The 26,125-nt window shown below is 69.2% G+C and carries 17 protein-coding genes; all 17 read left to right on the forward strand.

The features are described from left to right. Nucleotides 1–863, forward strand: an 863-nt coding sequence (gene pilM / locus ACJ8AN_RS00670; RefSeq protein WP_407753218.1) for a type IV pilus assembly protein PilM, incomplete at its 5' end; no start/stop codon positions are given. 40 nt (nt 864–903) lie between these two features. Then, nucleotides 904–1,581, forward strand: coding sequence for a PilN domain-containing protein (locus tag ACJ8AN_RS00675; RefSeq protein WP_407753219.1), 678 nt, complete (start codon nt 904–906; stop codon nt 1,579–1,581). Between the two features lie 12 nt (nt 1,582–1,593). Then, nucleotides 1,594–2,190, forward strand: a complete 597-nt coding sequence (locus ACJ8AN_RS00680) for a type 4a pilus biogenesis protein PilO (RefSeq protein ID WP_407753220.1) — start codon at nt 1,594–1,596, stop codon at nt 2,188–2,190. Nucleotides 2,191–2,240: 50 nt separating this feature from the next. After that, a complete protein-coding gene (locus ACJ8AN_RS00685; protein ID WP_407753221.1) occupies nt 2,241–2,804 on the forward strand; it encodes a pilus assembly protein PilP in 564 nt (187 codons plus the stop codon). A gap of 68 nt (nt 2,805–2,872) precedes the next feature. Beyond that, nucleotides 2,873–5,623, forward strand: a complete 2,751-nt coding sequence (pilQ, locus tag ACJ8AN_RS00690; RefSeq protein ID WP_407753222.1) for a type IV pilus secretin PilQ — start codon at nt 2,873–2,875, stop codon at nt 5,621–5,623. A 36-nt stretch (nt 5,624–5,659) separates the two neighbouring features. Then, nucleotides 5,660–6,310, forward strand: a complete 651-nt coding sequence (locus ACJ8AN_RS00695; protein ID WP_407753223.1) for a hypothetical protein — start codon at nt 5,660–5,662, stop codon at nt 6,308–6,310. Nucleotides 6,311–6,344: 34 nt separating this feature from the next. Then, on the forward strand, nt 6,345–6,707 hold the full coding sequence (locus ACJ8AN_RS00700; RefSeq protein ID WP_407753224.1) for a roadblock/LC7 domain-containing protein: 363 nt from the start codon (nt 6,345–6,347) through the stop codon (nt 6,705–6,707). Nucleotides 6,708–6,812: 105 nt separating this feature from the next. After that, nucleotides 6,813–7,391, forward strand: coding sequence for an elongation factor P (gene efp, locus ACJ8AN_RS00705; protein WP_407753225.1), 579 nt, complete (start codon nt 6,813–6,815; stop codon nt 7,389–7,391). 34 nt (nt 7,392–7,425) lie between these two features. Then, complete coding sequence (gene accB / locus ACJ8AN_RS00710; protein ID WP_407753226.1) at nt 7,426–8,022, forward strand: acetyl-CoA carboxylase biotin carboxyl carrier protein; 597 nt, start codon at nt 7,426–7,428, stop codon at nt 8,020–8,022. A gap of 40 nt (nt 8,023–8,062) precedes the next feature. Then, nucleotides 8,063–9,448, forward strand: coding sequence for an acetyl-CoA carboxylase biotin carboxylase subunit (gene accC, locus ACJ8AN_RS00715; RefSeq protein WP_407753227.1), 1,386 nt, complete (start codon nt 8,063–8,065; stop codon nt 9,446–9,448). Between the two features lie 180 nt (nt 9,449–9,628). Next, complete coding sequence (locus ACJ8AN_RS00720; protein ID WP_407753228.1) at nt 9,629–12,838, forward strand: tetratricopeptide repeat protein; 3,210 nt, start codon at nt 9,629–9,631, stop codon at nt 12,836–12,838. A gap of 24 nt (nt 12,839–12,862) precedes the next feature. Continuing rightward, a complete protein-coding gene (locus tag ACJ8AN_RS00725; protein WP_407753229.1) occupies nt 12,863–13,813 on the forward strand; it encodes an ExeA family protein in 951 nt (316 codons plus the stop codon). Nucleotides 13,814–13,818: 5 nt separating this feature from the next. Continuing rightward, nucleotides 13,819–17,751, forward strand: coding sequence for a translocation/assembly module TamB domain-containing protein (locus tag ACJ8AN_RS00730; RefSeq protein ID WP_407753230.1), 3,933 nt, complete (start codon nt 13,819–13,821; stop codon nt 17,749–17,751). 77 nt (nt 17,752–17,828) lie between these two features. Beyond that, nucleotides 17,829–20,873: a POTRA domain-containing protein gene (locus tag ACJ8AN_RS00735; protein WP_407753231.1), complete on the forward strand. Its 3,045-nt coding sequence runs from the start codon at nt 17,829–17,831 to the stop codon at nt 20,871–20,873. A 74-nt stretch (nt 20,874–20,947) separates the two neighbouring features. Continuing rightward, nucleotides 20,948–21,760, forward strand: a complete 813-nt coding sequence (locus ACJ8AN_RS00740; RefSeq protein WP_407753232.1) for a hypothetical protein — start codon at nt 20,948–20,950, stop codon at nt 21,758–21,760. Nucleotides 21,761–22,512: 752 nt separating this feature from the next. Next, complete coding sequence (locus ACJ8AN_RS00745; protein ID WP_407753233.1) at nt 22,513–23,850, forward strand: lysophospholipid acyltransferase family protein; 1,338 nt, start codon at nt 22,513–22,515, stop codon at nt 23,848–23,850. Nucleotides 23,851–23,854: 4 nt separating this feature from the next. Further along, nucleotides 23,855–26,113: a hypothetical protein gene (locus ACJ8AN_RS00750; protein WP_407753234.1), complete on the forward strand. Its 2,259-nt coding sequence runs from the start codon at nt 23,855–23,857 to the stop codon at nt 26,111–26,113. The last annotated feature ends 12 nt before the right edge of the window (nt 26,114–26,125 follow it).

The raw sequence follows: 26,125 nt of genomic DNA on the forward strand, positions 1-26,125 counted from the left end.
ACCGCGAGGTCGCGATCGGGGTCAGCGGTCACTCGGTGATCATCAAGAAGATCCCGATGCCGCGGATGACGCAGGAAGAGCTCGAGGAGTCCATCCAGTGGGAGGCGGAGCAGTACATCCCCTTCGACGTGAAGGACGTGAACATCGACACGCAGATCCTCAGCTCGGGGGCGGATGACGCCACGGGGCAGATGGACGTGCTGCTGGTGGCCGCGAAGAAGGACATGATCAACGACTACACCACCGTGGTCTCCGAGTCGGGGCTGCAGCCGGTGGTGGTGGACGTGGACGCCTTCGCCGTCCAGAACATGTTCGCCTCCAACTACGACGTCCCCGACAAGGAGACGGTGGTGCTCATCAACGCGGGCGCCTCGGTGGTGAACATCAACATCATCTCCAACGGGATTACCGTCTTCACCCGCGACGTCACCATCGGTGGCAACCAGTTCACCGAGGAGATCCAGAAGCAGCTCAACGTCTCCTACGAGGAGGCGGAGGCGCTGAAGATCGGTGGCACGCGCGGGGACTCGGACGCGGTGGTGCCCCAGGAAGTGGAGCGGGTGCTGCTGAGCGTGGCCGAGCAGGTGGCCGGTGAAATCCAGCGCTCGCTGGACTTCTACGCGGGCACCGCGGTGGACGCCAACTTCACCAAGGTCTACCTCTCGGGCGGAACCGCCAAGATTCCGGCGCTGTTCAAGACCATCGAGACGCGCGTGGGCGTGCCGGTGGAGATCCTCAACCCCTTCCGGAAGATCGACGTGGACAACCGCAAGTTCGACCCCGCCTTCATCATGGAGGTGGCGCCGATGGCCGCGGTGGCCGTGGGTCTGGCGTTGCGCCGCCCGGGTGACAAGCTCGGCTGATTCTTCCCCCTCCTTTTGAAGGCTCGAAGGACCGACTCACATGATGATTCGCATCAACCTGTTGCCAGTCCGCAAGAAGGTACAGCGGGAGATGGGCCGGCAGATCCTGGCCCTCTTCGCGCTCGTGCTCATTGGCGCTGGCGTAGGCAACTTCTTCTGGTACTCCGACCGTGACGGCGTGGTCCAGAAGCAGGCCGAGGCCCTGAACTCCACCCGCACGCGCATCGCCGACCTGGACAAGACGATCGGCGAGGTGAAGAACATCAACACCCGCAAGACCGAGGTGGAGAAGAAGCTGGCGGTGCTGGACGAGCTGCGCCGTGGCCGCTCCGGCCCCGTGCGCATGCTCGACGCCCTGTCCACCTCCTTCCCGAAGAAGGCGTGGATCAAGACCTTCGTCGAGGAGCGCGGCAACGTGAAGGTGACCGGTTCGGCCGTCAGCCACGACGACGTGGCCGAGCTGATGCGCAACCTCAACGGCATGGTGTGGACGCCCAAGGGGATTGGCCGCCTGGTGGAGCAGCGCAAGGAGGCCAAGACCTCGCGCGTGGAGCTCGTGGCGGCCGAGGCCACCATCGAGGAGTTCCCGGTGGGTGACATCAAGCCCTTCTTCAACAACGTGGACCTCAAGAGCACCGCGCAGCAGCCCGCCAAGGCCAACGGTGAGCCGTCCACGGTGGATTTCGACATCTCTCTCACCGCCAACTACGCCATCTGAGGAACCGGCACGATGGACAAGTACCTCGATAGAATCGTGAAGGCGCCCCCCGCGGTGAAGTTCGGCGGGCTGGCGGCCCTGGTGGTGCTGCTGACGGCCGCCAACTTCTTCTTCCTCATCCAGCCGCTCGAGGAGCAGATGGAGCAGCAGGTGGCCGAGCAGCGCCGGCTGGACCTGGAGCTGGCGGAGAAGAGCGAAATCGCCCAGAACCTCAACGAGCGCCGGCGCGAGATGGACGTGCTGGAGCAGAAGCTCGCCGAGGCCCTCACCGAGCTGCCGGAGAACAAGGACGTCGAGGAGCTGCTCGCGCAGCTCAACGACATTGGCAAGAAGTCCGGGCTGGAGATCGCCCGCGTGGAGCCGGGCCCCGAGACGGTGGGCGGCGGCGACTTCTTCGCGCGCATCCCCATCAAGATGGTGGTGAGCGGCAACTACCACGAGATCGCCATGTTCCTGCAGCAGGTGTCCACGATGCGGCGCATCGTGAACGTCAACAACATCAAGCTCGATGGCGCCAAGGTGAAGAACGAGAAGGTCGTGCTCAACACCTCGTTCCTCGCCACCACCTTCCGCTTCGTCAACACGAAGCCGGCTGAAACCAAGAAGTAGTCGCAGAAACTTGATCGGTCCTGGAAATGGGGCGACAAGGGGACCAGCGGATGAAGACGTTCCACTCCATGTTCATCTCGGGGGCACTGGCCCTCGCGCTCGTGGGTTGCGGCGAGGAGCCGCCGCCTCCGCCTCCGGTCGTGCCCAAGCGCGCCCAGGAGACGCCCAAGGAGAAGGCCGCGGAGACCGCGGTGGCCGGGCCCACCTACGTCTACGAATACAACCCGGTGGGGAAGCGGGATCCGTTCCGCAGCCCCATCGAAGATCTGGTGCGCGAGACTCCGCAGCCCGGCCAGCAGGTGGCCGCCTGCAACGAGCCGCTGTGCCAGTGGGACATCGACCAGCTCAAGCTGGTGGCGGTGGTGACCGGTGACGCCAACCCGATGGCCATGGTGGAAGACCCGATGGGCCGCGGCCACATCGTGCGTCGCAACACCCGGATGGGCCGCCAGGGCGGCAAGGTGACGCAGATCCTCCGCGACGAGGTCATCGTCACCGAGACGATCACCACGCCGGAGCGGGTGGTCTACAACCCGGTGAAGCTGGAGCTGAAGCAGGACGGCCGGGTGGACCCCGCCTACGACATGATGACGGGCAAGAACTGGGAGCCTTAGGCTCCGGGTGAGCGGAGAGCCGGGTTGGCCCGGCTCCCGTGGCCCACTGCAACTTGTTGAGGGGAAGCATGCTCGAGGAGAGCGCTGTGACGAGGGGCAAGTTGATGAGCATGGTGGCCGTTCTGGCGGTTGCCATCGCAGGCTTCGGGGCCCAGGCCGCCGAGCTCAATACGTTGCGCGACCTGAAGGTCGTGCAGACGGGAGCAGGCGCCCAGGTGGTGGTGACTGGCACCAGGGCTCCCACCTTCACCGTCTTCCGGTTGAGTGGTCCGGAGCGGCTGGTGGTGGATCTCTCGTCGGCGGATGCCACGGGCATCAAGGGGCACCACTCGGGCCAGGGACCTGTGTCCGGCGTGGTGGCCTCCCAGTTCTCGGACGAGCGCGCCAGCGTCGGCCGGGTGCTGGTGGCCCTGCAGCAGTCCGCGCAGTACGACGTGCGCGCCGACGGCAACCGGGTCATCATCTCCGTGGACGGAGCGGCGAGCGCCGCGCCGGCCGCCGAGGCGAAGGCCTCCGAGCCCAAGGCCGAGCCGGTGGCTCCGGCCGCGCCCGAGGTGAAGCCCGCGCCGGCCGTGGTGGCCCGGGCCGAGCCCGCCGCGCCGGTGGCTCCCGCGCCGCAGCCGGCCGTGGCCGAGCCGCGCGAGAAGAAGTCCGCTCCGCTGCCCGAGAACGTGGTGGCGGCCGAGGCGGACGAGCGCGACGTGGCGCACCCCGCCCGCCGGATTACCGGGCTCACCTTCGCCCGTGACACGCTGAGCATCCGCGCCGACGGCGAGGTGGCCCGCTACGAGGTGCTGGAGCTGGCGGACCCGCCGCGGCTCGCGGTGGACGTGTACGGCGTGGGCCTGTCGGCCAAGGCGCCGCGCGTGAGCTCCGGTCCCCTGAAGGATCTGCGCGTGGGCGCGCACTCGGACAAGGTGCGCCTGGTGATGGACGTGCGCGACGAGATGCCGGCCTACCGCGTGGAGCGTACCGGCCGCGGCCTGTCGGTGGTGCTGGGCGGCAAGGTGGCCCGCAAGCCCGCCACGCCCTCCGAGTCCCCCGAGAAGGCGGTGGCGAAGGTGGTGGCCGAGAACGAGCCCCTGCGCGCCAGGCCCGTGGACGCCCAGCCGGCGCCCATGGACGTCAAGGACCTGACCTTCGACGAGAACGACACCGGTGGCCGGGTGAACCTGAAGCTGTCGGGCGCGGTGGCCTGGAAGGTCGAGCGGCCGGATCCCCGCAGCGCGGTGCTGACGCTGGAGAACGCGAAGCTGCCGCGCCGCCTGGAGCGCAGCCTGGACACCAGCGCGCTGGAGACGCCGGTGAAGATGATCAGCGCCTTCTCGGTGCCCGGCGAGGGCAACCGGGTGCGCGTGGTGGTGGCCGCGGACGGCGCCATCGAGGAGAACGTCAGCCAGGTGGCCGGCGGCCTGTCCTGGCGCCTGAGCGTGAAGGATGGCGTGAAGACGGAGCAGGTGACGCTCACCCAGCGCACCGCCGGCTTCACCGCCGAGGCGCCCACCTACGCCTCCGAGGGCGCTCCCCAGCAGGCCCGCTACCGCGGCAAGAAGGTGTCCTTCGAGTTCAAGGACATCGACATCCAGAACCTGCTGCGCGTCATCGCGGAGATCTCCAAGAAGAACATCGTCGTCGCCGATGATGTCACCGGCAAGGTGACCATCCGCCTGCGCAACGTGCCCTGGGATCAGGCGTTGGATCTCGTCCTGCGCACCAAGTCGCTGGGCAAGGAGGAGATCGGCAACATCGTGCGCGTGGCGCCGCTCAAGACGCTGGAGGAGGAGGCCAAGCTGCGCCAGGAGCGCAAGAAGTCGCTCGTCGCGCAGGAGGAGCTGCTGGTGAACCTCGTCCCGGTGAACTACGCGGTCGCCTCGGACATGGCCGCGCGCGTGAAGGACGTGCTGAGCGAGCGCGGCAACGTCACGGTGGACACGCGCACCAACGTGCTCATCGTCAAGGACGTGCGCGCCAACATCGAGAAGGCGCGGGCCCTGGTGCGCAACCTCGACACCCAGACGCCGCAGGTGCTCATCGAGAGCCGCATCGTGGAAGCCAACACCTCGTTCAGCCGCGAACTGGGTGTCCAGTGGGGTGGCCGCGCCTCGGCCTCTCCGGCCACGGGCAACGCCACCGGCCTCATCTTCCCCAACTCCGTCGTCGTGGGCGGTGGTATCGAAGGCGGTGCGGCGGGCGTCTCCGACACCGCGCCCAACTTCGCCGTCAGCCTGCCGGCGGGCGTGGGCCTGGGCTCCGGTGGTGCGCTGGGCTTCTCCTTCGGCTCGGCCGGCGGAGCGCTCGCCATCAACCTGCGCCTGTCCGCGGCGGAGACCGAGGGTGTCGTGAAGACCATCTCCGCGCCCAAGGTGACGACGCTGGACAACAACACCGCCCGCATCAGCCAGGGTGTGTCCATCCCGTTCAGCCAGGTGTCCGCCTCCGGCGCCAACACCACCTTCGTCGAAGCGCGTCTGTCGCTCGAGGTGACGCCCCACATCACCCAGGATGGCAGCATCCTGATGACCATCAACGCGCAGAACAACCAGCCCGACCCGGCCAACACCGGTGCCAACGGCCAGCCCGCCATCCAGCGCAAGGAGGCCAACACCCAGGTGCTGGTGAAGGACGGAGACACCACCGTCATCGGCGGCATCTACGTGCGCCGGGGCAGCACCTCGACGGCCGCGGTGCCCTACCTGTCGAAGATTCCGGTGCTGGGTCTGCTGTTCAAGAACCACCGCGAGCGTGATGACCGCCAGGAGCTGCTCATCTTCATCACGCCCCGTATCCTCAACCGGCAGACGATTGCTCAGTCCCTGTAGCCGCTGCTCGTCGAGCCATCGAAGGAGTAGATGTTCATGAAGCGAATGATGGTGATCGCGGCACTCATGAGCGTGCCGCTGGGTTGTGTGTCCAATCAGGGCGACTCCTCCGTGCGGTTCCTCAACGTCCGCGCGCTGAAGCTCGAGTCGGATGAGTGCACGGCTACCCCCGATAGGTTCATCACCGGGGGCAGCCTCGATATCGCCCTCGGGAGCAACTACCTGATGGCCCCGAGCGTCGAGACCAATACCGCCACCCCGGCGAATGGCACGGGGCAGGGGTTGGATGTCACGATCAACGAGCTGGTGTACTCGTACGAGGTGTCGCCGGCGGGCATCAAGCTGCCCGCGGACGAGGTGGACCGCGTCCCCATCTACGCCGTCTACCGCGCGGACACGAATCCCGACGAGAGCTACCTCTTCATGTACGCCTTTGGTCCCAAGGCGCTGAAGGTCCTGCAGGAGCAGGTCCAGCCCGGGGGCGATCCGATCACCGTGCTCACCACCATCAAGGGCCAGGGCTACCTGAGCAGCGGCCAGTCGGTGGAGAGCAACGAGTTCACCTTCCCCGTCACCGTGTTCGCCAGCTCCTCGGTGCCCACCTGCGCCACGGACGAGTCCCTCAGCGGGACCTGCGGCGTGGTCGGCCAGGATGGGCCCATCCATTGTGTGAAGGCTGGGCCTTGACCCGCTCCCCCGAGCCTCCTACAAGCCAGACGCCATGTCCTTCCGCACGCACCTCGAGTCGGTGGTCAACCAGGTAGATGGGGCCCTGGCCTGTAGTGTGATGGGTTTCGACGGTATCTCCGTGGAGACCCACCAGAAGGAGGAGGCTCTCGAGCTGGAGCTCAACGGGGCCTGGGTGGAGTACGCCAACCTGCTCGGTCAGCTCCGCCAGGCCGCCGAGACGCTCAAGACGGGTGAGGTGCAGGAGGTCAGCGTCAACAGCGAGCGCGTGCTGACGCTGATGCGCCTCATCTCCCCGGACTACTTCCTGGTGCTTGCGCTTCGGGTGGACGGTAACTACGGAAAAGGCCGGTACGTCCTGCGGGTGATCGCCCCGAAGATCCGCGCCGAGCTGTAATCTGCCGGGCTGACGGCGCACCGCGCCGCGCCTTTCCACTTTGCAAGGCGCGGCCCCATCGGCTAGACACCCCGGACTTTTTCAAGCTGTCCGAAGGAGCCGTTCATGGCCGGTGTGATTGATACGTCCGACTTCCGCAAGGGCATGAAGATCGAAGTCGACGGTGAGCCGTTCGAAATCGTCGAGTTCCAGCACGTCAAGCCGGGCAAGGGCTCGGCGTTCGTGCGCACGTCCATCCGCAGCCTCCTGAGCGGCCGCGTGCTCCAGCCGACCTTCAAGTCCGGCGACAAGGTGGGCAAGCCCGACATCGAAGAGAAGGACATGCAGTATCTCTACGAGCAGGCGGGTGACTTCTACTTCATGGACACCCGCAACTACGAGCAGACGTTCATCAGCGCGGAAGTGCTGGGCGAGTCCCGCAACTTCCTCAAGGAGAACGTCAACGCCGCCATCATGTTCTACAACGGCAAGGCCATTGGCGTGACCCTGCCGAACTCGGTGGACCTCAAGGTCACCAAGTGCGATCCGGGCGTGCGTGGCGACACGGTGTCCGGTGCCTTGAAGCCGGCCACGCTGGAGACGGGCTACACCGTCAACGTGCCGCTCTTCATCAACGAGGGTGACATCCTCAAGATCGACACGCGCGACGGCAAGTACCTCACGCGTGTGGCCACCGCGGGCTAGTCCGCCCAGCGCGGTTCAGGGAGGGGAGACGGAATTGGCAACCAAGCGCAAGGCAATCCGAACGGAGTCCGCGCCCAGTGCGCAGACCGGTAGCGTTCGCCTGGAGAGCAACACCACGTCCCTGGACGTGGAGGCGCTCCGGCAGATCGTGGAGATCCTCGAGGCGTCCGAGGTGACGCGGCTCGTGTGGCAGCGCGGCGAGGAGCGGCTGTTCATCCGCCGCGGCCCCGTGCCGGTGCCCACCATCGTCCACGCGGCCCCGGTCTCGCCCTCGGTGAGCCCCGCGCCGGTGATGTCCGCCGCGCCGGTGATGTCCGCCGCGCCCGGCATGGCCGCTCCGGCGTCCGCGGCGGCTTCGGTTTCCGCGGCCGCCGCTGGAGCGGAGAAGCCCGGACACGTCGTCACCAGCCCGTTCGTGGGGACGTTCTACCGGACGCCCGCCCCGGATCAGCCGGCCTTCGTGGACGTGGGCTCGGTGGTGAAGAAGGGTCAGGTCCTCTGCATCATCGAGGCCATGAAGCTGATGAACGAGATCGAGGCCGACGTGGCGGGTCGCGTGGCGGAGATTCTCGTGGAGAATGGGCAGCCGGTCGAGTTCGGCCAGGCGCTGTTCCGCATCGAGCCGGTCTGACATACGTGGGCGCTCGAGCGCCCCGCGGAGGCACGACATCGTGTTCAAGAAGGTGCTGATCGCCAACCGCGGGGAAATCGCCCTGCGGGTCATCCGCGCTTGCCGCGAGCTGGGCATCGCCACCGTGGCGGTGCACTCCACGGCGGACGCCAACGCTCTGCATGTGCGGTTCGCCGATGAGTCGGTGTGCATCGGTCCGCCGCCCTCCAAGGAGAGCTACCTCAACATCCCGCAGCTGCTGTCCGCCGCGGAGATCACCCGCGCGGATGCCATCCACCCGGGCTACGGCTTCCTCTCGGAGAACTCCGAGTTCGCCAAGGTGTGCCGGGACTGCAAGATTCATTTCATCGGCCCCCGGCCGGAGATGATCTCGCTGATGGGCAACAAGGTGCGGGCGCGCAACGCGGCGCGTGAGGCCGGCCTGCCCCTGCTGCCCGGCAGCATCGGGACGGTGAAGAATCCCCAGGAGGCCGAGGTCTTCGCCAGGGAGATCGGCTTCCCGGTCATCCTCAAGGCGGCGGCCGGCGGTGGCGGCAAGGGCATGAAGATCGTCCGCGAGCCGAGCGCCCTGGCCCAGGCCTTCTCCACCGCGGCGGCCGAGGCCGTGGCCTCCTTCGGCAACGGCGACCTCTACATCGAGCGGTACGTGGAGAAGCCGCGCCACATCGAGATTCAAGTCGTGGCCGACGAGCACGGGCGCATCATCCACCTGGGTGAGCGCGAGTGCTCGGTGCAGCGCCGCCACCAGAAGTTGATCGAAGAGAGCCCCTCGCCGGCACTCACCCCCGAGCTGCGCCAGCAGATGGGGGAGATCTCCATCCGCGCCATGGAGAAGCTCGGTTACAACAACGTGGGCACCATCGAGTACCTGCTGGATGAGAACGGGCGCTTCTACTTCATGGAGATGAACACCCGCATCCAGGTGGAGCACCCGGTGACCGAGCTCGTCACCGGAATCGACCTGGTACGCGAGCAGATCAAGCTCTCCTCGGGCGAGCCGCTCAAGCGCAAGCAGGAAGACATCCAGATGCGCGGCCACGCGATTGAGTGCCGCGTCAACGCCGAGGACCCCATCACCTTCGCGCCCTGGCCGGGCAAGATCACGGCCTACAGCGCTCCGGGTGGCTACGGCGTGCGGGTGGACTCCAGTGCGTACGAGAACTACACGGTGCTGCCGTACTACGACAGCCTGCTGGCCAAGCTGATCGTCTACGCGGAGGACCGGCAGACGGCGATCCGCCGCATGCAGCGGGCGCTGGGCGAGTACGTGGTGCAGGGCATCCGCACCAACATCCCGTTCCATCGGGCGGCCATGGCGGAGGATGCCTTCGTCGAGGGCAACTACGACACGCGCTTCGTCGAACGGCTGCTCGCCTCCGAGACGGGCTCGCATCGGCTGCGCAAGGCCATCGAGGAGACCCCGTAGGCCAAGCCTGCTCGGCTGCTCATCGCGCAACCCCCTGATCCGAAAGGGGGTTGGGGCGGGTGGATTCCTTGACCCGCGAGGGAGGATTCCGTTAGCCTCGGGCCTCCCTCGCTGTCTCCTTGAAGGAAGCAGAAACCCCAGGTTTTCCGGGGGTTTCGCTCGGCAGGAAGCCCACGCTCGATGGACAAGAACAAGATCATCGAAGCCGCCGCCAAGCTCGTCGCGAAGGGCGCCTACGACAAGGCCATCAAGGAGTACCAGAAGGTCCTGGAAGTAGACTCCAAGGACGGCCGCGTCCTCCAGAAGATGGGGGAGCTGTACCAGAAGAAGAACGACAACGTTCAGGCGGCCCACTACTTCACCAAGGTCGCCGAGGGCTACTCGGCCGACGGCTTCTTCCTCAAGGCCGTCGCGCTCTACAAGCAGGTCCTCAAGCTCAATCCCAACCTGCTCGAGGTCAACCTCAAGCTGGCGGAGCTCCATCAGCAGCTCGGACTGATGTCCGAGGCCATGGCGTATTTCCAGATCGTCGCCAACCACTACGAGAAGGCCGGCGACGTCAAGAACTCCCTGGATACGCTCAAGAAGATGGTGGATCTCGACCCCGAGAACGTGGCGTCGAAGATCAAGCTCGCCGAGCTGTACGCGCGCGAGAACCTCACGCGCGAGGCCACGCAGGAGTTCAAGAAGGCCGCCGAGTACCTCAAGCGCAACAACCGGATGGATGACTGGTTCCGCGTCGCGGAGCGGTTGTCCACGTTGGATCCGGACAACGTCGCGATGGCGAGGGACCTGGCCCAGCAGTACCTGGCGCGCGGAGATCAGAAGCGCGCGCTCGCCCGGCTCCAGGTGTGCTTCAAGGCCGACGGGCGTGACATCGAGACGCTGAACATGCTCGCCCAGGCCTTCCACGGGCTCGGGCAGACGGCGAAGACGATCTCCGTCTACAAGGAGCTGGCCAAGGTCTACCAGGAGCGCGGCCGCAACCAGGACGCCGCCAACATCTGGAACCGCGTCGCCGAGTTGGATCCCGCCGATGCGGAGCTGGCCGAGTACCGGGCGCAGGGTCCCAGCGCCGCCGCGGCGCCCGCTCCGGCCCCGGTGCAGCAGGCCCCGGCTCCCCAGCCGGCGCCGGCGCCCGCTCCGGCTCCCCAGCCCGCTCCCGCCGCGAAGGCCGCGGCTCCGGCCCCCGCGCCCGCTCCGGCTCCCACCGCGGCTCCGGCTCCGGCGGCCCCCGCGCCCGCCCAGGCGGCGGCCCCGGCCCAGCCCGGCAAGGAGCAGTTCTCCAAGCTGCTGACGGAGACGGACGTCTACGTCAAATACGGCCTGCACGATAAGGCGCTCGAGCACCTGCGGAAGATCTTCGCGGTGGACCCGGAGAACCTCGACGCGCACGAGAAGGCGTACCACATCTACGTCGCCTCCGGGAACGCGGCCCAGGCCAGTGAGCAGCTGCTGAACGTGCTGCGCCTGTGCACGCGCCGCGCGGAGGTGCAGCGCGCCCAGCCGTACCTGGCCACCATCCTCCAGCAGAACCCCGGCCACCCCGAGGTGCCGGCCTTCCTCGCCGTGCTTCAGTCCGATGTCGCGGCGACAGCCGTGTCGGGCGTGCAGGTGGAGTCGGTGGGCGAGGACGCCATCCTGGTGGACTCCAACGACGACGAGATCGTCGTCGCCGACGCCCCTCCGGACGCCCTGGAGCACCCGCCGGGTGACGAGCTGGCCCTCGTCTCGGCGAGCAGCGTGGACGAGGAGGAAGAGGCGCAGATCCTCTCCGGCGAGTTCGGCGTCCCCGCGGACTCCGAGGACGGCGTGGTGCTGGCGGACGAGCCGGGTGCCGTGGTGTCCGGCGACGAGCCCCTCTTCGGCGCCGGCGACGAGCCCGAGGAGGCCACCACCGTCTTCATGGAGCCGGTCGGCGCGGATGACGCCGCGCTCGCGGCCGCCTCCTCCGTCGAGGACGAGCCTCTGCTGGCGGACGCCGGCGACTCGATGGCGCTCGGCGACGACGATTCGCCCCCCACGCAGGTGGCGGCGCCCTCGGCGCAGTTCCTCCAGGACGCTTTCTCGGACGACGCCGCCTTCCCCGAGCCGGACGACATGCCCACCCGGGTGGCGATGCGCCCGGCGGAGCTGGACGGCTTCGAGTCCGAGCCCACGTCCATTGGCGCTGCCCTGGTGCCCGAGGACGACGAGGGCACTCCGGTGGATTCGCCGTCGCTCGGCTCCTACGAGCTCGAGGAGCCCGCGCCCGTGGTGGCCGCGCCCGTGGCCAAGGCGCAGCCGGCGCCCACCAAGGCCCCGGCTCCGGCCCCCGCGCCCGCCGCGACCAAGGCCCAGCCGGCGCCCGCCGCCAAGGCGCAGCCCGCTCCCGCCGCCAAGGCGCAGCCCGCTCCCGCCGCCAAGGCGCAGCCCGCTCCCAAGCCCGCGCCCCCTCCCGTTGTCGAGGAGCCCCTGGAGGAGCCGGCGGGCGAGGAGTGCGACGAGGCCAGCTTCTTCCTCGACCAGGGTCTGCTCGAGGAGGCGCGCGAGATTCTCGAGACGGTGATGATCGCCTTCCCGGGCCACGCGCGCGCGGAAGAGCTGATGGCCCGGCTCGAGGCGCTCGAGTCCGGCGGTGCCCCCGCGGCCGAGGAGCCCGAGGCGGCCGAGGAGCAGCCCGTCTCCGTGCCCTCGGTGCCCGCGCTGGGCGAGTCCCCCGCCGAGCGCGACGCGTTCGACCTGGCGGCGGAGCTGGCCGGCGAGTTCGGCGACCTGGGCGGCGAGCAGCCCGCGGCCCCCGTTGTCGAGGAGGACTTCCAGTACTCGGTGGAGGAGGTGTTCGCCGAGTTCAAGAAGGGCCTCGCCAAGGTGGTCAAGCCCGAGGACGTGGACACGCACTACGACCTGGGCATCGCCTACCGCGAGATGGGCCTCATCGACGACGCCCTCAACGAGTTCGCCGTGGCGCGCGAGGGCTGCATGGGCAAGAAGCGTGAGGTGGACTGCCTCACGATGACCGGCCTGCTCCAGGTCCAGAAGGGCGATGCCGCCGCGTCGGTGAGCACCTTCAAGCAGGCGCTCGCCAGCGAGCACGCCATCGGTGAGGTCGCCAAGGCCATCGGCTTCGAGCTGGGCATGGCCTACGAGGCCACCGGCGAGTCGGGCAAGGCCCTCTACCACTTCCAGCGCGTGGCCGCGCTCGACCCGAAGTTCCGCGAGGTCTCCAGCCACGTGGAGCGCCTGGCCGCCACCACCTCCCCGGTGGCCGATCCCCTGCCTTCCGGACCCAAGCCCGGGTCCAATGGTGCATCCCCCGCGGCGGGTGCCCGTGCGTCCGTTCCCGCCGCTCCAGCCGCTCCCCCCGCGGCTGCTGGTGCAGCCAAGCCGCGCAAGGTTGGCTACGTCTAGCGCTGTCCGAGGTCCGCCGAGCCCATGACGACCTACCTCGATTACTTCGAGCTCACCCAGGAGCCCTTCTCCAACGCTCCGGTGAGCCGCTTCTATTACAACTCGGCCCAGCACTCCCAGGCGCTGACCCGGCTGATGCACTCGGTCAGCTACATGAAGGGCCTGTCCATCCTGGTGGGTGACATCGGCGCGGGCAAGACGACACTCGCCCGCCGCATGCTCGACTCGCTGCCCGAGGCCGAGTACGAGGCCGCGCTGCTCGTCATCATCCACTCGGGCATCACCGCCAACTGGCTGCTGCGGCGCATCGCCCTGCAGCTGGGCGTGGAGAACCCCGCCCAGGAGAAGCTGGCCCTCCTGTCCCAGCTCTACCAGCGGCTGCTGCAAATCTACGAGTCCGGCAAGAAGGCCGTCGTCCTCATCGACGAGGCGCAGATGCTGGAGACGCGCGAGCTCATGGAGGAGTTCCGGGGTCTGCTCAACCTGGAGGTCCCCGAGCGCAAGCTCATCTCCTTCGTCTTCTTCGGCCTGCCGGAGATCGAGAAGAACCTCAAGCTGGACCCGCCGCTCGCCCAGCGCGTGGCGCTCCGCTACAAGCTGGAGCCCTTCACCGCCGAGTCCACCGAGGCCTACATCAAGCACCGCCTGCGGCTGGCCGGCTCCCCGCGCATGCCCTTCACCGCCGAGTCCCTGGCGGCCGTGCACCAGCGCTCGGGCGGCACCCCGCGCGTCATCAACAGCATCTGCGACAACGCCCTCTTCGAGGCCTTCCTGGCCCGCGAGCAGATCATCGGCGACAAGCTCATCCATCGCGTCGCCGACAACCTGGGCCTGCAGGGCTCGGCGCTGCCCGAGGGTCAACAGAAGCCCGAGAAGCCCGCCGTGGCCGTGGCGGCCAGCAGTCGGGCAGGCGGCGGTTCCAAGGTGGACCTCGCGGAGATCGACCGCTACCTCGAGGGACTGGGTAAGCTGTAGCGGTTTTGGCTCCGCGCAAAAGGCAGCAGGGCGCACGCAAGGCGCCACTCTGGCTCATCGTCCTCACGCTCGTGTTGGGGACGGTGCTCTTCCTGCGCACGCGCATCGCCTGGGACAGCTTGTGCACCCAGGCCCGGCGCCAGCTCCCCACGCTGCTCGGCTTGGACGTCGGCATCGGCCAGTGTGAGGTGGATCCACTCGGCCAGCGGCTCATCCTCCGCGGCATCTCCGTCTTCGAGAAGGGCTCCGATTCGCCCCTGCTCGCCGCGGACTCGGCCGAGGTGCAGCTCGGCCTGCCCAACCCGTTCTCCGGCCAGCTCGCCTTCGACATGGTGCGCGTGCACCGGCCGCGGCTCGCGTTGGACCTGTCGCGTCCGCGTGCGCCCTCGAGCGAGCCGGGCGTGTGCCCGCTCAAACCGCTGCGGCACCTGCGCCTGTCCCGGCTGGCCATCACCGGCGCGGAGGTGCGGCTGACGCTGCCCGGCGGCCGGCAGGTGGAGGTGTCCGAGCTGGACGTGGCCCTGCGCGAGCGCTGGGGCGAGGAGGAGTTCGAGGTGGAGGCCCGGCGCGGCCTGGTGCGGCTGGCTCCGGGACAGGAGCTCGCCCTCGGACGGCTGGCGCTCTCGGGGGCGCTGGACGTGGACGAGGAGCTGCTGGAGCTGGACCGTGCCGAGGCGGCGCTGGACGACGTGACGGTGAACATCTCCGGCCGCGTGGAGCAGCTGTGCGAGCCGGTGCTCGCGCTGGACGCCCAGGTGTTCCTGCCGCTGCGCACGCTGTCCCGCGCGGGGCTGCTGCCCAGGCCCGCCGAGGGCCACCTCTGGACGCGCCTCACGGTGAACGGCCGTCCCGCGGCGCCCAGCGTGTCCGTGGAGCTGTCGGGCAGCGGGCTCGCCTATGGGAAGTACTCGCCGGGCTCGCTCACCGCGCGGCTGGCCTACGCCGACGACCTGGTGACGGTGGAGGAGCTGCTCGTTCCCATCGGCACGGGAGACGCGCGCATCACCGGCACGCTCGGGCTGCGTCCGGGCTTTCCGGTGGACGTGGACGTCGAGACGCACGACGCCTCGTTCGGCCTCCTCCTCGAGAAGGCCGGCCTGACGGGCTCGTGGGTGGACTTCCCGGCCTCGGCCAGGGCCCACCTGTCCGGCACGCTGACGCCCCGGCTCAACCTGTCGGGTGAGCTGTCCATGAGCCACGGCCGCTTCATGCTCGCCACCCGTGCCTACACCGCGCCCGAGTCCTCCGGCCGCACGCTGCTCACCTACGAGCGCGGCCACGTGCGCTCCCACGTGTCGCTGCTCGCGGACCGCGTCACCTTCACGGACATCGACATCGACTCGGGCCGCTCGCGCCTGGGCGGCGAGGTGACGCTCTTCTACGACTCGCAGAAGGGCCTGCTCGTCAACGCCCGCGGCGACATGGACCTCTCCGACTTCGGCCACATCGCGGGGCTGCGCTGGTCGGGGCGCGGCACGGCGAGCACCACCATCGAGGGCCCGTACTCGGAGGTGAAGATTGGCGCGAGCCTGTCGCTGCGCGACTTCGAGTTCTGGGACCTCGACCTGGGCGTGGTGCAGGGCAAGGTGACGTACGCGGACAAGGTGCTGGGCTTCCCCACCCTCTCCGGACAGAAGGGGCGCACCCAGTACTTCGGCAACGCGGCGGTCACCTTCGGGCGCTCGTTGCACCTGCGCACCGATATCCAGGTGCCCAAGGGCCGCACCGAGGACCTCATCGATCTCATCGCCCCGATGCACCCCAACGTCTCCCTCATGCAAGGCCCCGTGCAGGGCGAGGTGTCGGGCCGGGTGGAGATCGACAGCCCGTTGGACCAATTCGAGGGGCTGGTGGCGCTCGAGCTCAAGGACACCACGTACTACGGGCGGCGCATGGGCAACGGCTCGGCGCGGCTGCGCTTCGACGATGGCAAGGCCATGGTGCTGGAGCGCACGGTGCTCGAGGGCCAGCTGGGCCGCACCTGGGTGGACGGCAGCTTCGTCTTCTCCGGTCCCGACAAGGGCGTGCTGGACTACCGCTTCGGCGGCGAGCACCTGTCGCTGACGGAGCTCGTGGGCCCCGAGCCGGCCAGGCGCCTGGGGGTGCAGGGCGCGCTGTTGCTCGAGGGCACGGTGTCGGGCAACACGGACGTGCCGGTGACGACGGCCCGCGTGTGGGGCCCGCAGGTGACGTTCGCCGACCGCAACCTGGGCAACATGGGCCTGGAGGCGCGGCTGGAAGGGCGCGAGCTGCTGGTGGCCGGCCGTCCCTCGCGCGACACGAGCGGCTACCTCAGGATGAGCGTGAAGGAGCCGTACCCCTTCGAGGCGGCGTTGACGCTGGAGCTGCCCGAAATCCGTCCGCTGCTGCCCGCCAACGAGTTCACCCAGGGCCTGTCCGGCTCGGTGAAGGCCGTGGTGAAGGCGCAGGGCGCGCTGAAGAACACGCAGTCGCTCCAGATGAACGCCACCGTGGAGCGGCTCACCCTGTCGCGTGGGGAGCTCTCCGGCTCCAACGAGGCCCCCATCTCGCTCAACTACGCCAACGGCCGGCTGGACGTGCCCTCCTTCACCTTCCGCGGGCCGGACACCGTGCTGTCCGCGGAGGGCTGGGTGGGGCTGGACAAGATGCAGCTGCTGCTGAGCGGCTCCATGGAGCTGCGCCTGCTCGAGTCCCTCTCTCCCATGCTGGTGCGCACTGGCGGCCGCGTGGTGCTCAACGCCCAGGCCACCGGCAACCCGGGCAGCCCCAAGCTCGCGGGCACGGCCAACATCGAGGACGCGAAGCTGTCCCTGAGGGATCAGCCCCTGTCGGTTCGAGGCCTGAAGGGGCGGGTGGAGTTCACCGAGCAGCACATCTTCCTGCAGTCCCTCGCGGGCCAGCTCAACGAGGGTGAGCTGCTGGCCGACGGCGAGGTGCACCTGGCCGACCTCCATCCCACCGAGGTGAAGCTCAACGTTTCCCTCTCCGACGTGGCCACGCGCTTCCACGAGGACGTGCCCTTCAACACCACGGGCAAGCTGTGGCTCACCGGCAACCCGGACGCGCTGCAACTCGGCGGCGCGCTCGACATCCGCAACCTGCGCTACCGCCGTGGCCTGGAGCTGGACGACATCCTCAAGCGGTTCGCCCGCCGCACCGTGCTTCCCACCTCCACCGAGAAGCCCCGCGAGTACCTCTTCTTCGACGTCGGCCTGCAACTGGGCGATGTGCGCGTGGACAACAACCTGGCCCGCGCGCGGCTGACCGGCTCGCTGCGCCTCACCGGCACCAACGTGCGCCCCGGCGTCCTCGGCACCGTGGAGACCGCCGAGGGCAGCCAGGCCTTCTTCCGCAACAACCAGTTCACCATCAGCCGCGGCGTCATCGAGTTCCAGGACCGCTACGACATCGACCCCGTCTTCGACCTGCGCGCCCAGGCCCAGGTGCGCGAGTACCAGGTGAAAATGCACGCGTTCGGCCGCCCGGCCGCTCCCCAGGTGCTCCTCTCCTCGGAGCCGCTCCTGTCCGAGGGCGATGTCATCTCGCTCCTCACCCTGGGTCTCACCAGCACGGACAAGGACTCGGCGGCCTCGGCCAGCGTGGGGCTCGCCGCCGAGGCCTTCTTCAACATCTCCGGCCTGGACCGGCAGGTGCAGCGCTTCCTACCCAACAACCCGGTCCTCAAGGACCTGTCCCTCCAGATTTCCACCACCTACAACGACGCCACCCAGCAAGCGGAGCCCACCGCTCGCTTGGAGTCGAAGTTCCTCACGGAGCAGCTTAAGATTGGGCTGACGCAACCCGTCAGCGGGCGTGGAACACGCGCGCGTGCCGAGTACCATTTCGACAACCGCCTTTCCGCGCAGCTTCAGTGGGACAACGAGCACACCGAGAACGCTTTCGGCAACCTGGGGAACCTTGGACTCGAGCTCAAACTGGGCTGGGAGTCCGAGTAGGGCTGGCGTTTGCCCTGGTGCTGGCGGTGCTGCTGTTCCCCGCCGTGGCTCGGCCGCAGGAGTTTCCCGTCCAACCCGTGGTGCCCGCGTTGCCCTCCGGCCCCACGGTGATGGCGGTGGAGCTGCACCTGCCGGTGGACATGGACGCGGCGGGGCTGGGCGAGCTGGTGGCGGTGCGCAAGGGCCAGGCCCTGTCGGCCCGCGCGGTGCGGCGCTCGGTGGAGCGGCTGTGGGCCAGCGGGCGCTTCGCCGACATCGTCGTGCGCTCGGTGGAGGTCGAGGGCGGCGTGCGCGTGGTGTTCGAGCTCACGGCCATGCAGCCCGTGGTGCGCATCGGCCTCGAGGGCAACGTCGTCCTCGGTGACGCGGCCCTGCGCGAGGTGCTGCGCACCCATGGCATCGCCGTGGGCCAGCGGCTCGAGGAGGAGTCGCTCCAGGTGGCCATGGAGGGCCTGTCCCGCGCCTACCAGGGCCAGGGCTACAACGACGTGCGCATCGTGCCCTCTCGCGAGCCGGTCTCCGGAGGCGTGGCGCTGGCCTTCACCTTCTTCGAGGGCAACCCCACGAAGGTGGAGGCGGTGTCGGTGACGGGCAGCCCCGGCCTGCCGCTGTCCGAGCTGCTCGAGACGCTGGGCCTGCGGGTGGGCGGCGTGTTGGACCGCGCGGGCCTGGACTCCGGATTGGAGCGGCTGCGCACGCTGCTGCGCGAGCGCGGGTACTGGCGCGCCAACGTGGGCCAGCCCCTCATCGCCAAGGGCGCGTCGGCCACGGTGGTGGTGCCCGTCTCCGCCGGGCCGCGCTTCTCCCTGCACTTCCATGGCAACCACCACTTCGCGGACACGCTGCTCGAGCGCGTGCTCGCCTATGACGGCTCGGAGCCGCTGGACTCCGCGACGGTGGGACGGCTGGCCCGGCGGCTCGAGGCCTTCTACCGCTACCGGGGCTTCAACGACGTGCACGTGGAGCCGCGCGAGGTGCCGCGCCCCGACGGCGAGGAGGCGGTGCTCGCCTTCGCCCTCGAGGAGGGCCGCCCGCTGTACGTGCGCCGCGTCATCTTCCGGGGCAACACGCTGCTCTCCAACGAGGTGCTGCGCGAGATGCTCACCGAGCGCATCCGCGCCAATGAGCCCCAGCCCGCCACGCCGGCGCGCCTGAGCGAGGTGCTGGAGATGGGGCCGGGCACGCGCCGCCCCGGTCCGCCCGAGTGGGTGAGCGAGCCCGCCACCGTCTTCGTCGAGGATGCCTACCGCGAGGCCGCGGAGCTGATGACGGAGGCCTACCACGAGCGGGGCTTCCTGGAGGCCGAGGTGCGCTTCACCCGGCTGCGCACGAACGTGGCCCGGGGCACGGCGGTGGCCTGGTTCGACGTGAACGAGGGCACGCTGATGCGCGTGGCCGAGGTTCGCATCGACGGCGGCCCGCGGGGCTTCGACGGCCACAAGCTGGTGCCGGTGAAGGCCGGCGAGCCGCTGAACCGCGAGGCGGTGGAGCGCGGGCGGCAGGCGCTCGTCACGGAGCTGGGGCGCCAGGGCTACCTCTTCGCGCGAGCGGAGGCGGAGCCGAAGCCGGCCGGCGGCGAGTCCGGGGCGAAGCTGGCCGCGAGGCCCGTGAACGTCCTCTACCGGCTGGAGCCCGGACAGCGGGTGACGGTGGGCCGCGTCCTCATCCGTGGCACCTCGCGCACCAACGAGGAGGTGGTGCGGGCCACGGTGCTCATCAAGGAAGACGAGGTGGTGGACCCGGAGAAGCTCTACGAGAGCCAGCGCCGGCTCGCGCTCCTCAACATCTTCCGGCAGGTGACGGTGCGGCTGGAGAAGCCGGACGTGCCCGAGGCCAGCAAGGACGTGGTGGTGGAGGTGCGCGAGCGCCCGCGCTGGGAGGGCGAGGTCGCGGGCGGGTACTTCCTCTCGGAAGGCCCCCGGCTGGTGCTGGACGCGGCCCGGACGAACGTGGACGGGCGCGGGCTCAACCTGTCGGGCCGGTTGAAGCTCAACTACGTGGGGTGGAGCACCCAGGGGCTGGAGAAGGCCAGCCTCGCCAGGGTCCGCTGCGAGGCCCTGCCGGACGAGTGCGTCCAGCCCGGGCGCTATGCGTGGCTGAGCGACTTTGGCGGGCGCGCCGTGCTGTCGGCGGTGCAGCCGCGGCTCCACCTCCTGCTGCCCTTCGAGGTGGGCGCGCGCCTGGACCTCATCGGCGAGCGCGTGCAGCGGCCCTCGTACCTGTCCTCGCGAGTCGCCGCCGTGACGGGCCTGGACTGGTCGGCCACGCGCTGGCTGAGCCTCACGCTGCAGTACGAGCTGGAGGGCAACCTGCTGCAGCCCGGAGACCGCGTGCTCTCCACGCCGAGCCGCGCGGACCAGGAGCGGCTGCGCTTCCCGTTCGGCTTCTTCATCCTGCACTCGCTGCGCTCGGCCGCGGCGGTGGACCTGCGCGATGACCCGGCCAATCCGCACAAGGGCCTGCTGGTGTCCACCAGCGCCGAGTGGATGCGGGACATCAGCTCGTCGGAGACCACCAGCTCGGGCGAGCCGCTGGCGGCGCTGCCCATCAACGGCGTGAAGCTGTCCGGCAACGTGAGCGTGTACGCGCCGCTGATGTCCCGGGCGGTGCTGGCGCTGTCGCTGCGCGGCGGCACCATCGTCCCGCTGGAGAAGGACGCGCGCGTCATCGGCTCCAAGCGCTTCTTCCTGGGCGGCTCCAGCAGCCTGCGCGGCTTCCGCGAGGACGGCATCCTGGGCGAGGACCGGCGCACGGAGCTGCGGCGCCAGCTCGCCGACTGCCGCTCGCTCATCCACCCGTCCGGGTGCAGCTCGGAGTTGCTCACCATCCTCGGCGGCCAGGCGCCCATCAGCGAGGGCGGTGAGCTCTTCACCCTGGGCAAGGCCGAGCTGCGCGTCCCCGTGCGCTCCTCGTTCGACGTGGGCCTCTTCCTGGAGGCCGGCAACCTCTGGTTGGATCGGACGAACTTCAAGCTCACGGCGCTGCGCTACTCGACGGGCGTGGGCTTCCGCTACGTGACGCCCGTGGGCCCGCTGGCCTTCGACGTGGGCGTCAACCTGGACCCCGACGAGACGCTCAACGAGCCCATCGGGCAGATCCACTTCAGCATCGGCGCCTTCTAGGCCTCCCTCTCCCACGGGGCGAGGGCCGGGGTGAGGGTATCGCGGCTCTCGCCCCCGCCCTGTACACTGCGCGCGTGTTCTACAGCTTCGTACGTGCGGTAGTGGCCCTCACGCGTCCGCACATGACGCTTCTGGCCAGGGTGCCGCTCGTGTTTCTGTCCCTCCTGCTCGCGGGGGGATGTTCCGCCGCATCGGCAGGTCGCACCGGCGCTCAGGATTCCGGTGTTGCCAGGGGGCCGTGGGCGGAGGTGCCCGCCGTGGAGATGCCCACCGGAGACACCTCCATTCCCATCAGCCTGATCCGGGATGCAGCGGAAGGGCTTCTCAAGCGACCAGGGGCCAAGGTGTGCGATCCGGTGACGCAGCGGCCCATCGTGGGCCTGTCCACCGAATACTGCTCGACGGTCTACGCGGCGGGAAACCGTGACTCCCTATCCTGGCGAGTGACCGAGCCGGTCAGGGGAAGCCACGACTCATGCTCTCCGTTCTTCGCAGTGAAGGATGACGATTACCCTGCCTCGCAGGTGTGGGTGGTGGGCTACATCCACAACCACCCGTGTGCCGCCACTCCCTCTTCGCGCGATCTCGGCTCATGGCCCACGGACGAGTTCAATCCCTATGTGGCCATGGCGGAGGTCCGACTGGTTCCGGGCAACCCGGCTCCTGCCGTCCACGAGGGCATGGCCATCGAGATGGCTTCGGCGCTGGTGGCGGAGCGTCAGGACGGCACACGCGTCTTCCTTCGCTACTTTCCCACGGGGGAGATTCAACAGTGGAGCCAGGCGAAGGCTGGCTGGGTCACGCTCGGTCGATGCAGCCCACGCGAACGTACGAGTTTCGGTAGTGCGCCCAGGTGCGACGGGCTTTTGCAATTGCTGCATGAGTAACTCCAGCCGGTACCAGCACCCGCGGGAAGAGCTCACCATGCCAGGAACATTGCCGGGTGTGATTCGGGAGGGATGATGAAGGCGTGTGCGCTCGTGGTGCTCGCGGCGGTGATTCCAGGATGTGCATGGAGATCCCCATCTTGGAAAGGAGAGGTCGCATGGCCTGACGAGCACTCGGCCAGGCTGGTCGCTTCCCCCATGGAGGCCGGGGCCGCGCTCGCCGCCGCAGGTGCCATCCGTGAGGTGGTCAGAACCAACCCGCATCCTCATCTATTCAGAGGCTGTTCCAGTCCTGAGCAAGGGTTGGACGTTGTTGTCTTCACGGGTCCGACCTCCGGCTTGTATTACGTGGTGGTGCATCCACGCTTCGACCGATGTGGCGGCCCGATTGGGCGCGTGCTCGATGGATGGGACGCGTACGCAGTCACTCCTCAAGGTGAGGTGGTGGCCAAGGCCCCACCTCCAGCGGGTGAAACACCCGTGGTCGCACCGGCTCCCCTGAGCCAGCCTACGTCCGAGCCGAAACAGACCTCGGCCGAGCAGCCTCTGCCTCCACACGAGCTGACACCTGCCCCTGCCCCTCCGACTCGGGATTCAGGAACGGAGTCGCCTGCGCCGATGCCCTCGCCAGAATCCGTGCCCGCAGCTCCACCTCCGGCGGAGACTCCGCCTGCCGCTTCCTCCGTTCCTCCGGCCACTCCGTCTCCTGGGTGAGGGTCTCTCCCGCGCCCCACCCGGTGTACACTGCGCGCGTGTTCTACAGCTTCGTACGTGCGGTAGTGGCCCTGACGCTTCGGCTCTTCTACCGGGTGAAGGTGAATGCCCCCCCGGCCGAGCCCGAGGGCCCGGTCATGTTCGTCGGCAATCACCCCAATGGGCTCATCGACCCGGCGCTCGTCTTCATCCTCACGCGCCGGCACGTGACGTTCCTGGCCAAGGAGCCGCTCTTCCGGATTCCGGTCATCGGCGCGCTGCTGCGCGGGCTGGGCGCGCTGCCGGTGTACCGCAAGCAGGACAACCCCTCGCAGATGGGCAAGAACGAGGGCACGCTGGACGCGGCGCGCGGAGCGCTCGTGGCGGGCGGGGCCATCACCCTGTTCCCCGAGGGCAAGAGCCACTCGGAGCCCCAGCTCGCGGAGCTGAAGACGGGCGCGGCGCGCATCGCGCTCGGGGCGGCGAAGCAGGGCGCGGCGGTGCGCATCGTCCCGGTGGGCCTCACCTACGCGGACAAGCACCTGTTCCGCAGCGAGGTGCTCATCGAGGTGGGCGCCCCCATCGAGGTGAAGGACTTCCTCCCCGCGGACGAAGCGGGCGACGTGGACTCCGTGCGCCGGCTCACCGAGCGCATCGCCGAGGGGCTGCGCTCCGTCACCCTCAACCTGGAGAAGTGGGAGGACCTGCCGCTCATCCAGCTGGCCGAGCAGCTCTTCGCCTTCCGGCACAAGGAGGCCATGGACAAGGAGCGGCTGAAGCACTGGGCGCAGGGGCTCCAGCTCTTCCGCTCCGAGCAGCCCGAGCGCTTCGAGCGCCTGCGCGGCGAGCTCATGTCCTACTGGCGCCGGCTGGAGCTGGTGCGGGCGGACCCGACGGACCTGGCGCTGGAGTACCGGCCGGCCTCGGTGACGCGCTTCGTGTTGAAGAACCTGGCGCTGCTCGTGTTCGGCCTGCCGCTGTCCGCCCTGGGGCTCGCGCTCTTCTACGTGCCCTATCTCATCCCGAGGTGGGCGAGCCGCAAGGCCGAGCTGGACATCCAGGCGACGGTGAAGTTCCTCACGGCGTTCGTGATGGCGCTGGTGTGGTGGGGCGCGCTGACGGTGGGGGCGTGGCTGTGGCGCGGGGCGCCGCTGGGGCTGCCTGTGCTGCTGGGCGTGCCGCCGCTGGCGCTCTTCACGCTGTACTTCTCCGAGCGCTGGCGGGTGGTGCTGCGCGACGTGTCGGTGTTCTTCACGCTGGGCAGCCGCGCGCGGCTCAAGGCCCGGCTGCTCACCGAGGGCGAGCGGCTGGCGGCCGAGGTGGACCAGCTCGCCGGGGAGTTCCGGCCGCGTCTGGACCCGCCCGTTGCTCCATTAGCTGTGATAGCAGGGCGCTGAGCGCATGCTTTCCCGCGACGACACGTGGCCTGAGTCCATCCAGGCCCTCTATGAGCAGGTGGCGGGCTCCACGCCCGAGGCCGTGCTCGCGTCGCGTCCGCAGTGGACGGAGCAGCTCGCCGAGTGGGTGCGCGGCGCCACCCTCGACGAGCGGGAAACGGCCCAGGCGGCCACCTGGTCCCGGCTGGACTCCGGCGACCGCTCTCCCGGCGAATTGCTGTTCCTCCTGGCCCATTGCGGCGAGCTGCTGTGGCCCTACTCGGAGGCCCCGAGGGAGTTGCTCCAGCGGCTCCTCGCGCGCCAGGAGCAGCTCGTCCAGGCGATGAAGGCCGAGGGGCAGGGCGAGGCCGTGGAGCCGCTCGTGCGCCAGGTGGAGGCCGAGTCCTCCAAGGTGCTCGCGCGCTACCTCAAGCGCCACCCCGAGGAGTTGGTGACGCTGGTGAGCGGCGTGCGCTGCACCTTCGACGGCAAGGTGCTGCGCTTCAACGACACGCTGGAGGTGGACCTGAAGCTCCTGCTGGGCACGGAGCGGCGGGTCGTCGGGCGGTTGGATCAGCTCCGGGCACTGCTGCCCTACCTGCGCGAGGGCCGCGACAAGCTGGTGGGCTTCATCCGCGAGCGCGCGGCGAAGCTTCCCTGGCGCGAGTGCCGCGACATCCTCGAGGAGAAGCTCTTCCAGCTCGTGGCCACGCCCGGAGCGCGGAGCGAGCTGCGCGGCTTCCTGGGAAGCTACGCGCAGGGCAAGGGCGAGGCGCGCTGGTGCACCCGGGCGAGCCTGCTGCTCGCGAGGAACCTCGAAGAGGGAGGAGCGTTGGAGGTCATCGAGAACCTCAGTGAGCTGCTGGCGTACTTCGAGGCCCCGGTGGAGGGACTGCGAGGCGCCCTGCAGGCACTGGTGGCGAGCATCCACGAGGACAGGGAGCTCGAGCGGCACCGGCTCGTGGCGGACAAGTGCTGGGAGCACCTGAAGCCCGGGAAGGAGCCGGGCCTGGCGCTGGTGCTGCTGTGGCTGGAGGAGCGCATCTTCCGGGTGGCGCTGCGCCAGGGCGTGGAGGATGCCTTCGAGCGCCGCAACCGGGCGCGCGAGAAGGTGCGCGAGCTGCCGGTGGCCGAGACGCTGTGCTGGCTGTCCGAGGAGTGCGCGGACCTGTGGCCCCGCTTCGAGTCGGAGCGGCGGCCCGGAGCGGACGAGCTGTCGGCGTGGAGGCAGGAGGTGACGCGGCGCTTCGTGCGCAAGCCGGTACTGCGCAAGGCGGCCATCGAGTTCTTCCTGTGGTGCGCGCCGGACGCGGCGGCCTCGGAGGCAGAGCTGTTGACGCTGTCGTTGGTGAAGACGGGTACGGACCGCAGGCAGCTGCGCCGTCTGGGCGAGCACCCGTCCACGCGCGTGCGCTTCCGCGTGCGAGCCATCAACGCGTGGCTCGCGGCCGGGCCCGAGTCCACACCCGAGCCGCGGACGCCCGCGACGTTGACGGGAGCGCTGCGCCACCTGCGGGCCTCGGGGGCGATGACGCTCGGCGGGGGCCGGACGTGGCTGCGGGACAGGGACCTGGAGGAGCTGCTGCTCGGAGCGTTCAGCCGCGTCGAGCGGGACTTCTCCGCGCGCTACCCGGAGCACTTCCGCGAGGACGAGGCACGGCTCGTCACGCGGCTGCTCGAGGACCTGAAGCACGAGTTCGAGAGCATCCGCTCGGACCTGTCCATCCTGCTCTCGCAGGGGCAGCCCGTGCCGTTGGAGCTGGACCTGCGCTACCGGAGCACCCGGACGCCCGTGGAGGGCGAGCCAGTGCCGGAGAGCGCGAGGCCCGCGGGAGTGGAGCTGGCGTTCGTCCTGAAGGTCGAGGTGGACGGGTTCCTCACGACGAAGCGGGCGGTGCTGGTGCAGGCGACGAAGCTGGAGCGGCGAGGGGAAGGGCAGTGGGCGCCGAACCTCCGGCTCGGGCGCGAGCAGGTGGACGGGTTGCTCGGGCAGAGCGAGTGCTCCTTCTGCCTGTTCCTGGTGCCGCCCTCGCTGCGCGCCGAGTGCTGGATGGTGCCGGCGCGGCTGGTGCGAGGCCTGATGGATGCACAGGGCTCGCTCTCGACGGTGTCGCGCGAGGGAGCGCAGCGGGTGGCGCGCTCGCTGGCGCAGTGGATGACCTATGATCTGCTGGGCCTGTGGACCGGAGATGACCGGCCCGCGGTGCTGGAGCGGGCCGAGTCAGGCACGGCGCAGGGCCCGGACTTCGTGGTGGAGATCTCCGTCCGCAAGACCGGGCGGTGACGCGTTCCCGCG

The sequence above is a fragment of the Archangium sp. genome, assembly GCF_045802675.1.
GTDB lineage: Bacteria > Myxococcota > Myxococcia > Myxococcales > Myxococcaceae > Archangium.

Excerpts from the sequence above, each read along its gene's own strand:
- ACJ8AN_RS00675 (WP_407753219.1), top strand. The coding sequence starts at position 904 with ATGATGATTCGCATCAACCTGTTGCCAGTCCGCAAGAAGGTACAGCGG.
- ACJ8AN_RS00680 (WP_407753220.1), top strand. The coding sequence starts at position 1,594 with ATGGACAAGTACCTCGATAGAATCGTGAAGGCGCCCCCCGCGGTGAAG.
- ACJ8AN_RS00685 (WP_407753221.1), top strand. The coding sequence starts at position 2,241 with ATGAAGACGTTCCACTCCATGTTCATCTCGGGGGCACTGGCCCTCGCG.
- pilQ (WP_407753222.1), top strand. The coding sequence starts at position 2,873 with ATGCTCGAGGAGAGCGCTGTGACGAGGGGCAAGTTGATGAGCATGGTG.
- ACJ8AN_RS00695 (WP_407753223.1), top strand. The coding sequence starts at position 5,660 with ATGAAGCGAATGATGGTGATCGCGGCACTCATGAGCGTGCCGCTGGGT.
- ACJ8AN_RS00700 (WP_407753224.1), top strand. The coding sequence starts at position 6,345 with ATGTCCTTCCGCACGCACCTCGAGTCGGTGGTCAACCAGGTAGATGGG.
- efp (WP_407753225.1), top strand. The coding sequence starts at position 6,813 with ATGGCCGGTGTGATTGATACGTCCGACTTCCGCAAGGGCATGAAGATC.
- ACJ8AN_RS00720 (WP_407753228.1), top strand. The coding sequence starts at position 9,629 with ATGGACAAGAACAAGATCATCGAAGCCGCCGCCAAGCTCGTCGCGAAG.
- ACJ8AN_RS00725 (WP_407753229.1), top strand. The coding sequence starts at position 12,863 with ATGACGACCTACCTCGATTACTTCGAGCTCACCCAGGAGCCCTTCTCC.
- ACJ8AN_RS00750 (WP_407753234.1), top strand. The coding sequence starts at position 23,855 with ATGCTTTCCCGCGACGACACGTGGCCTGAGTCCATCCAGGCCCTCTAT.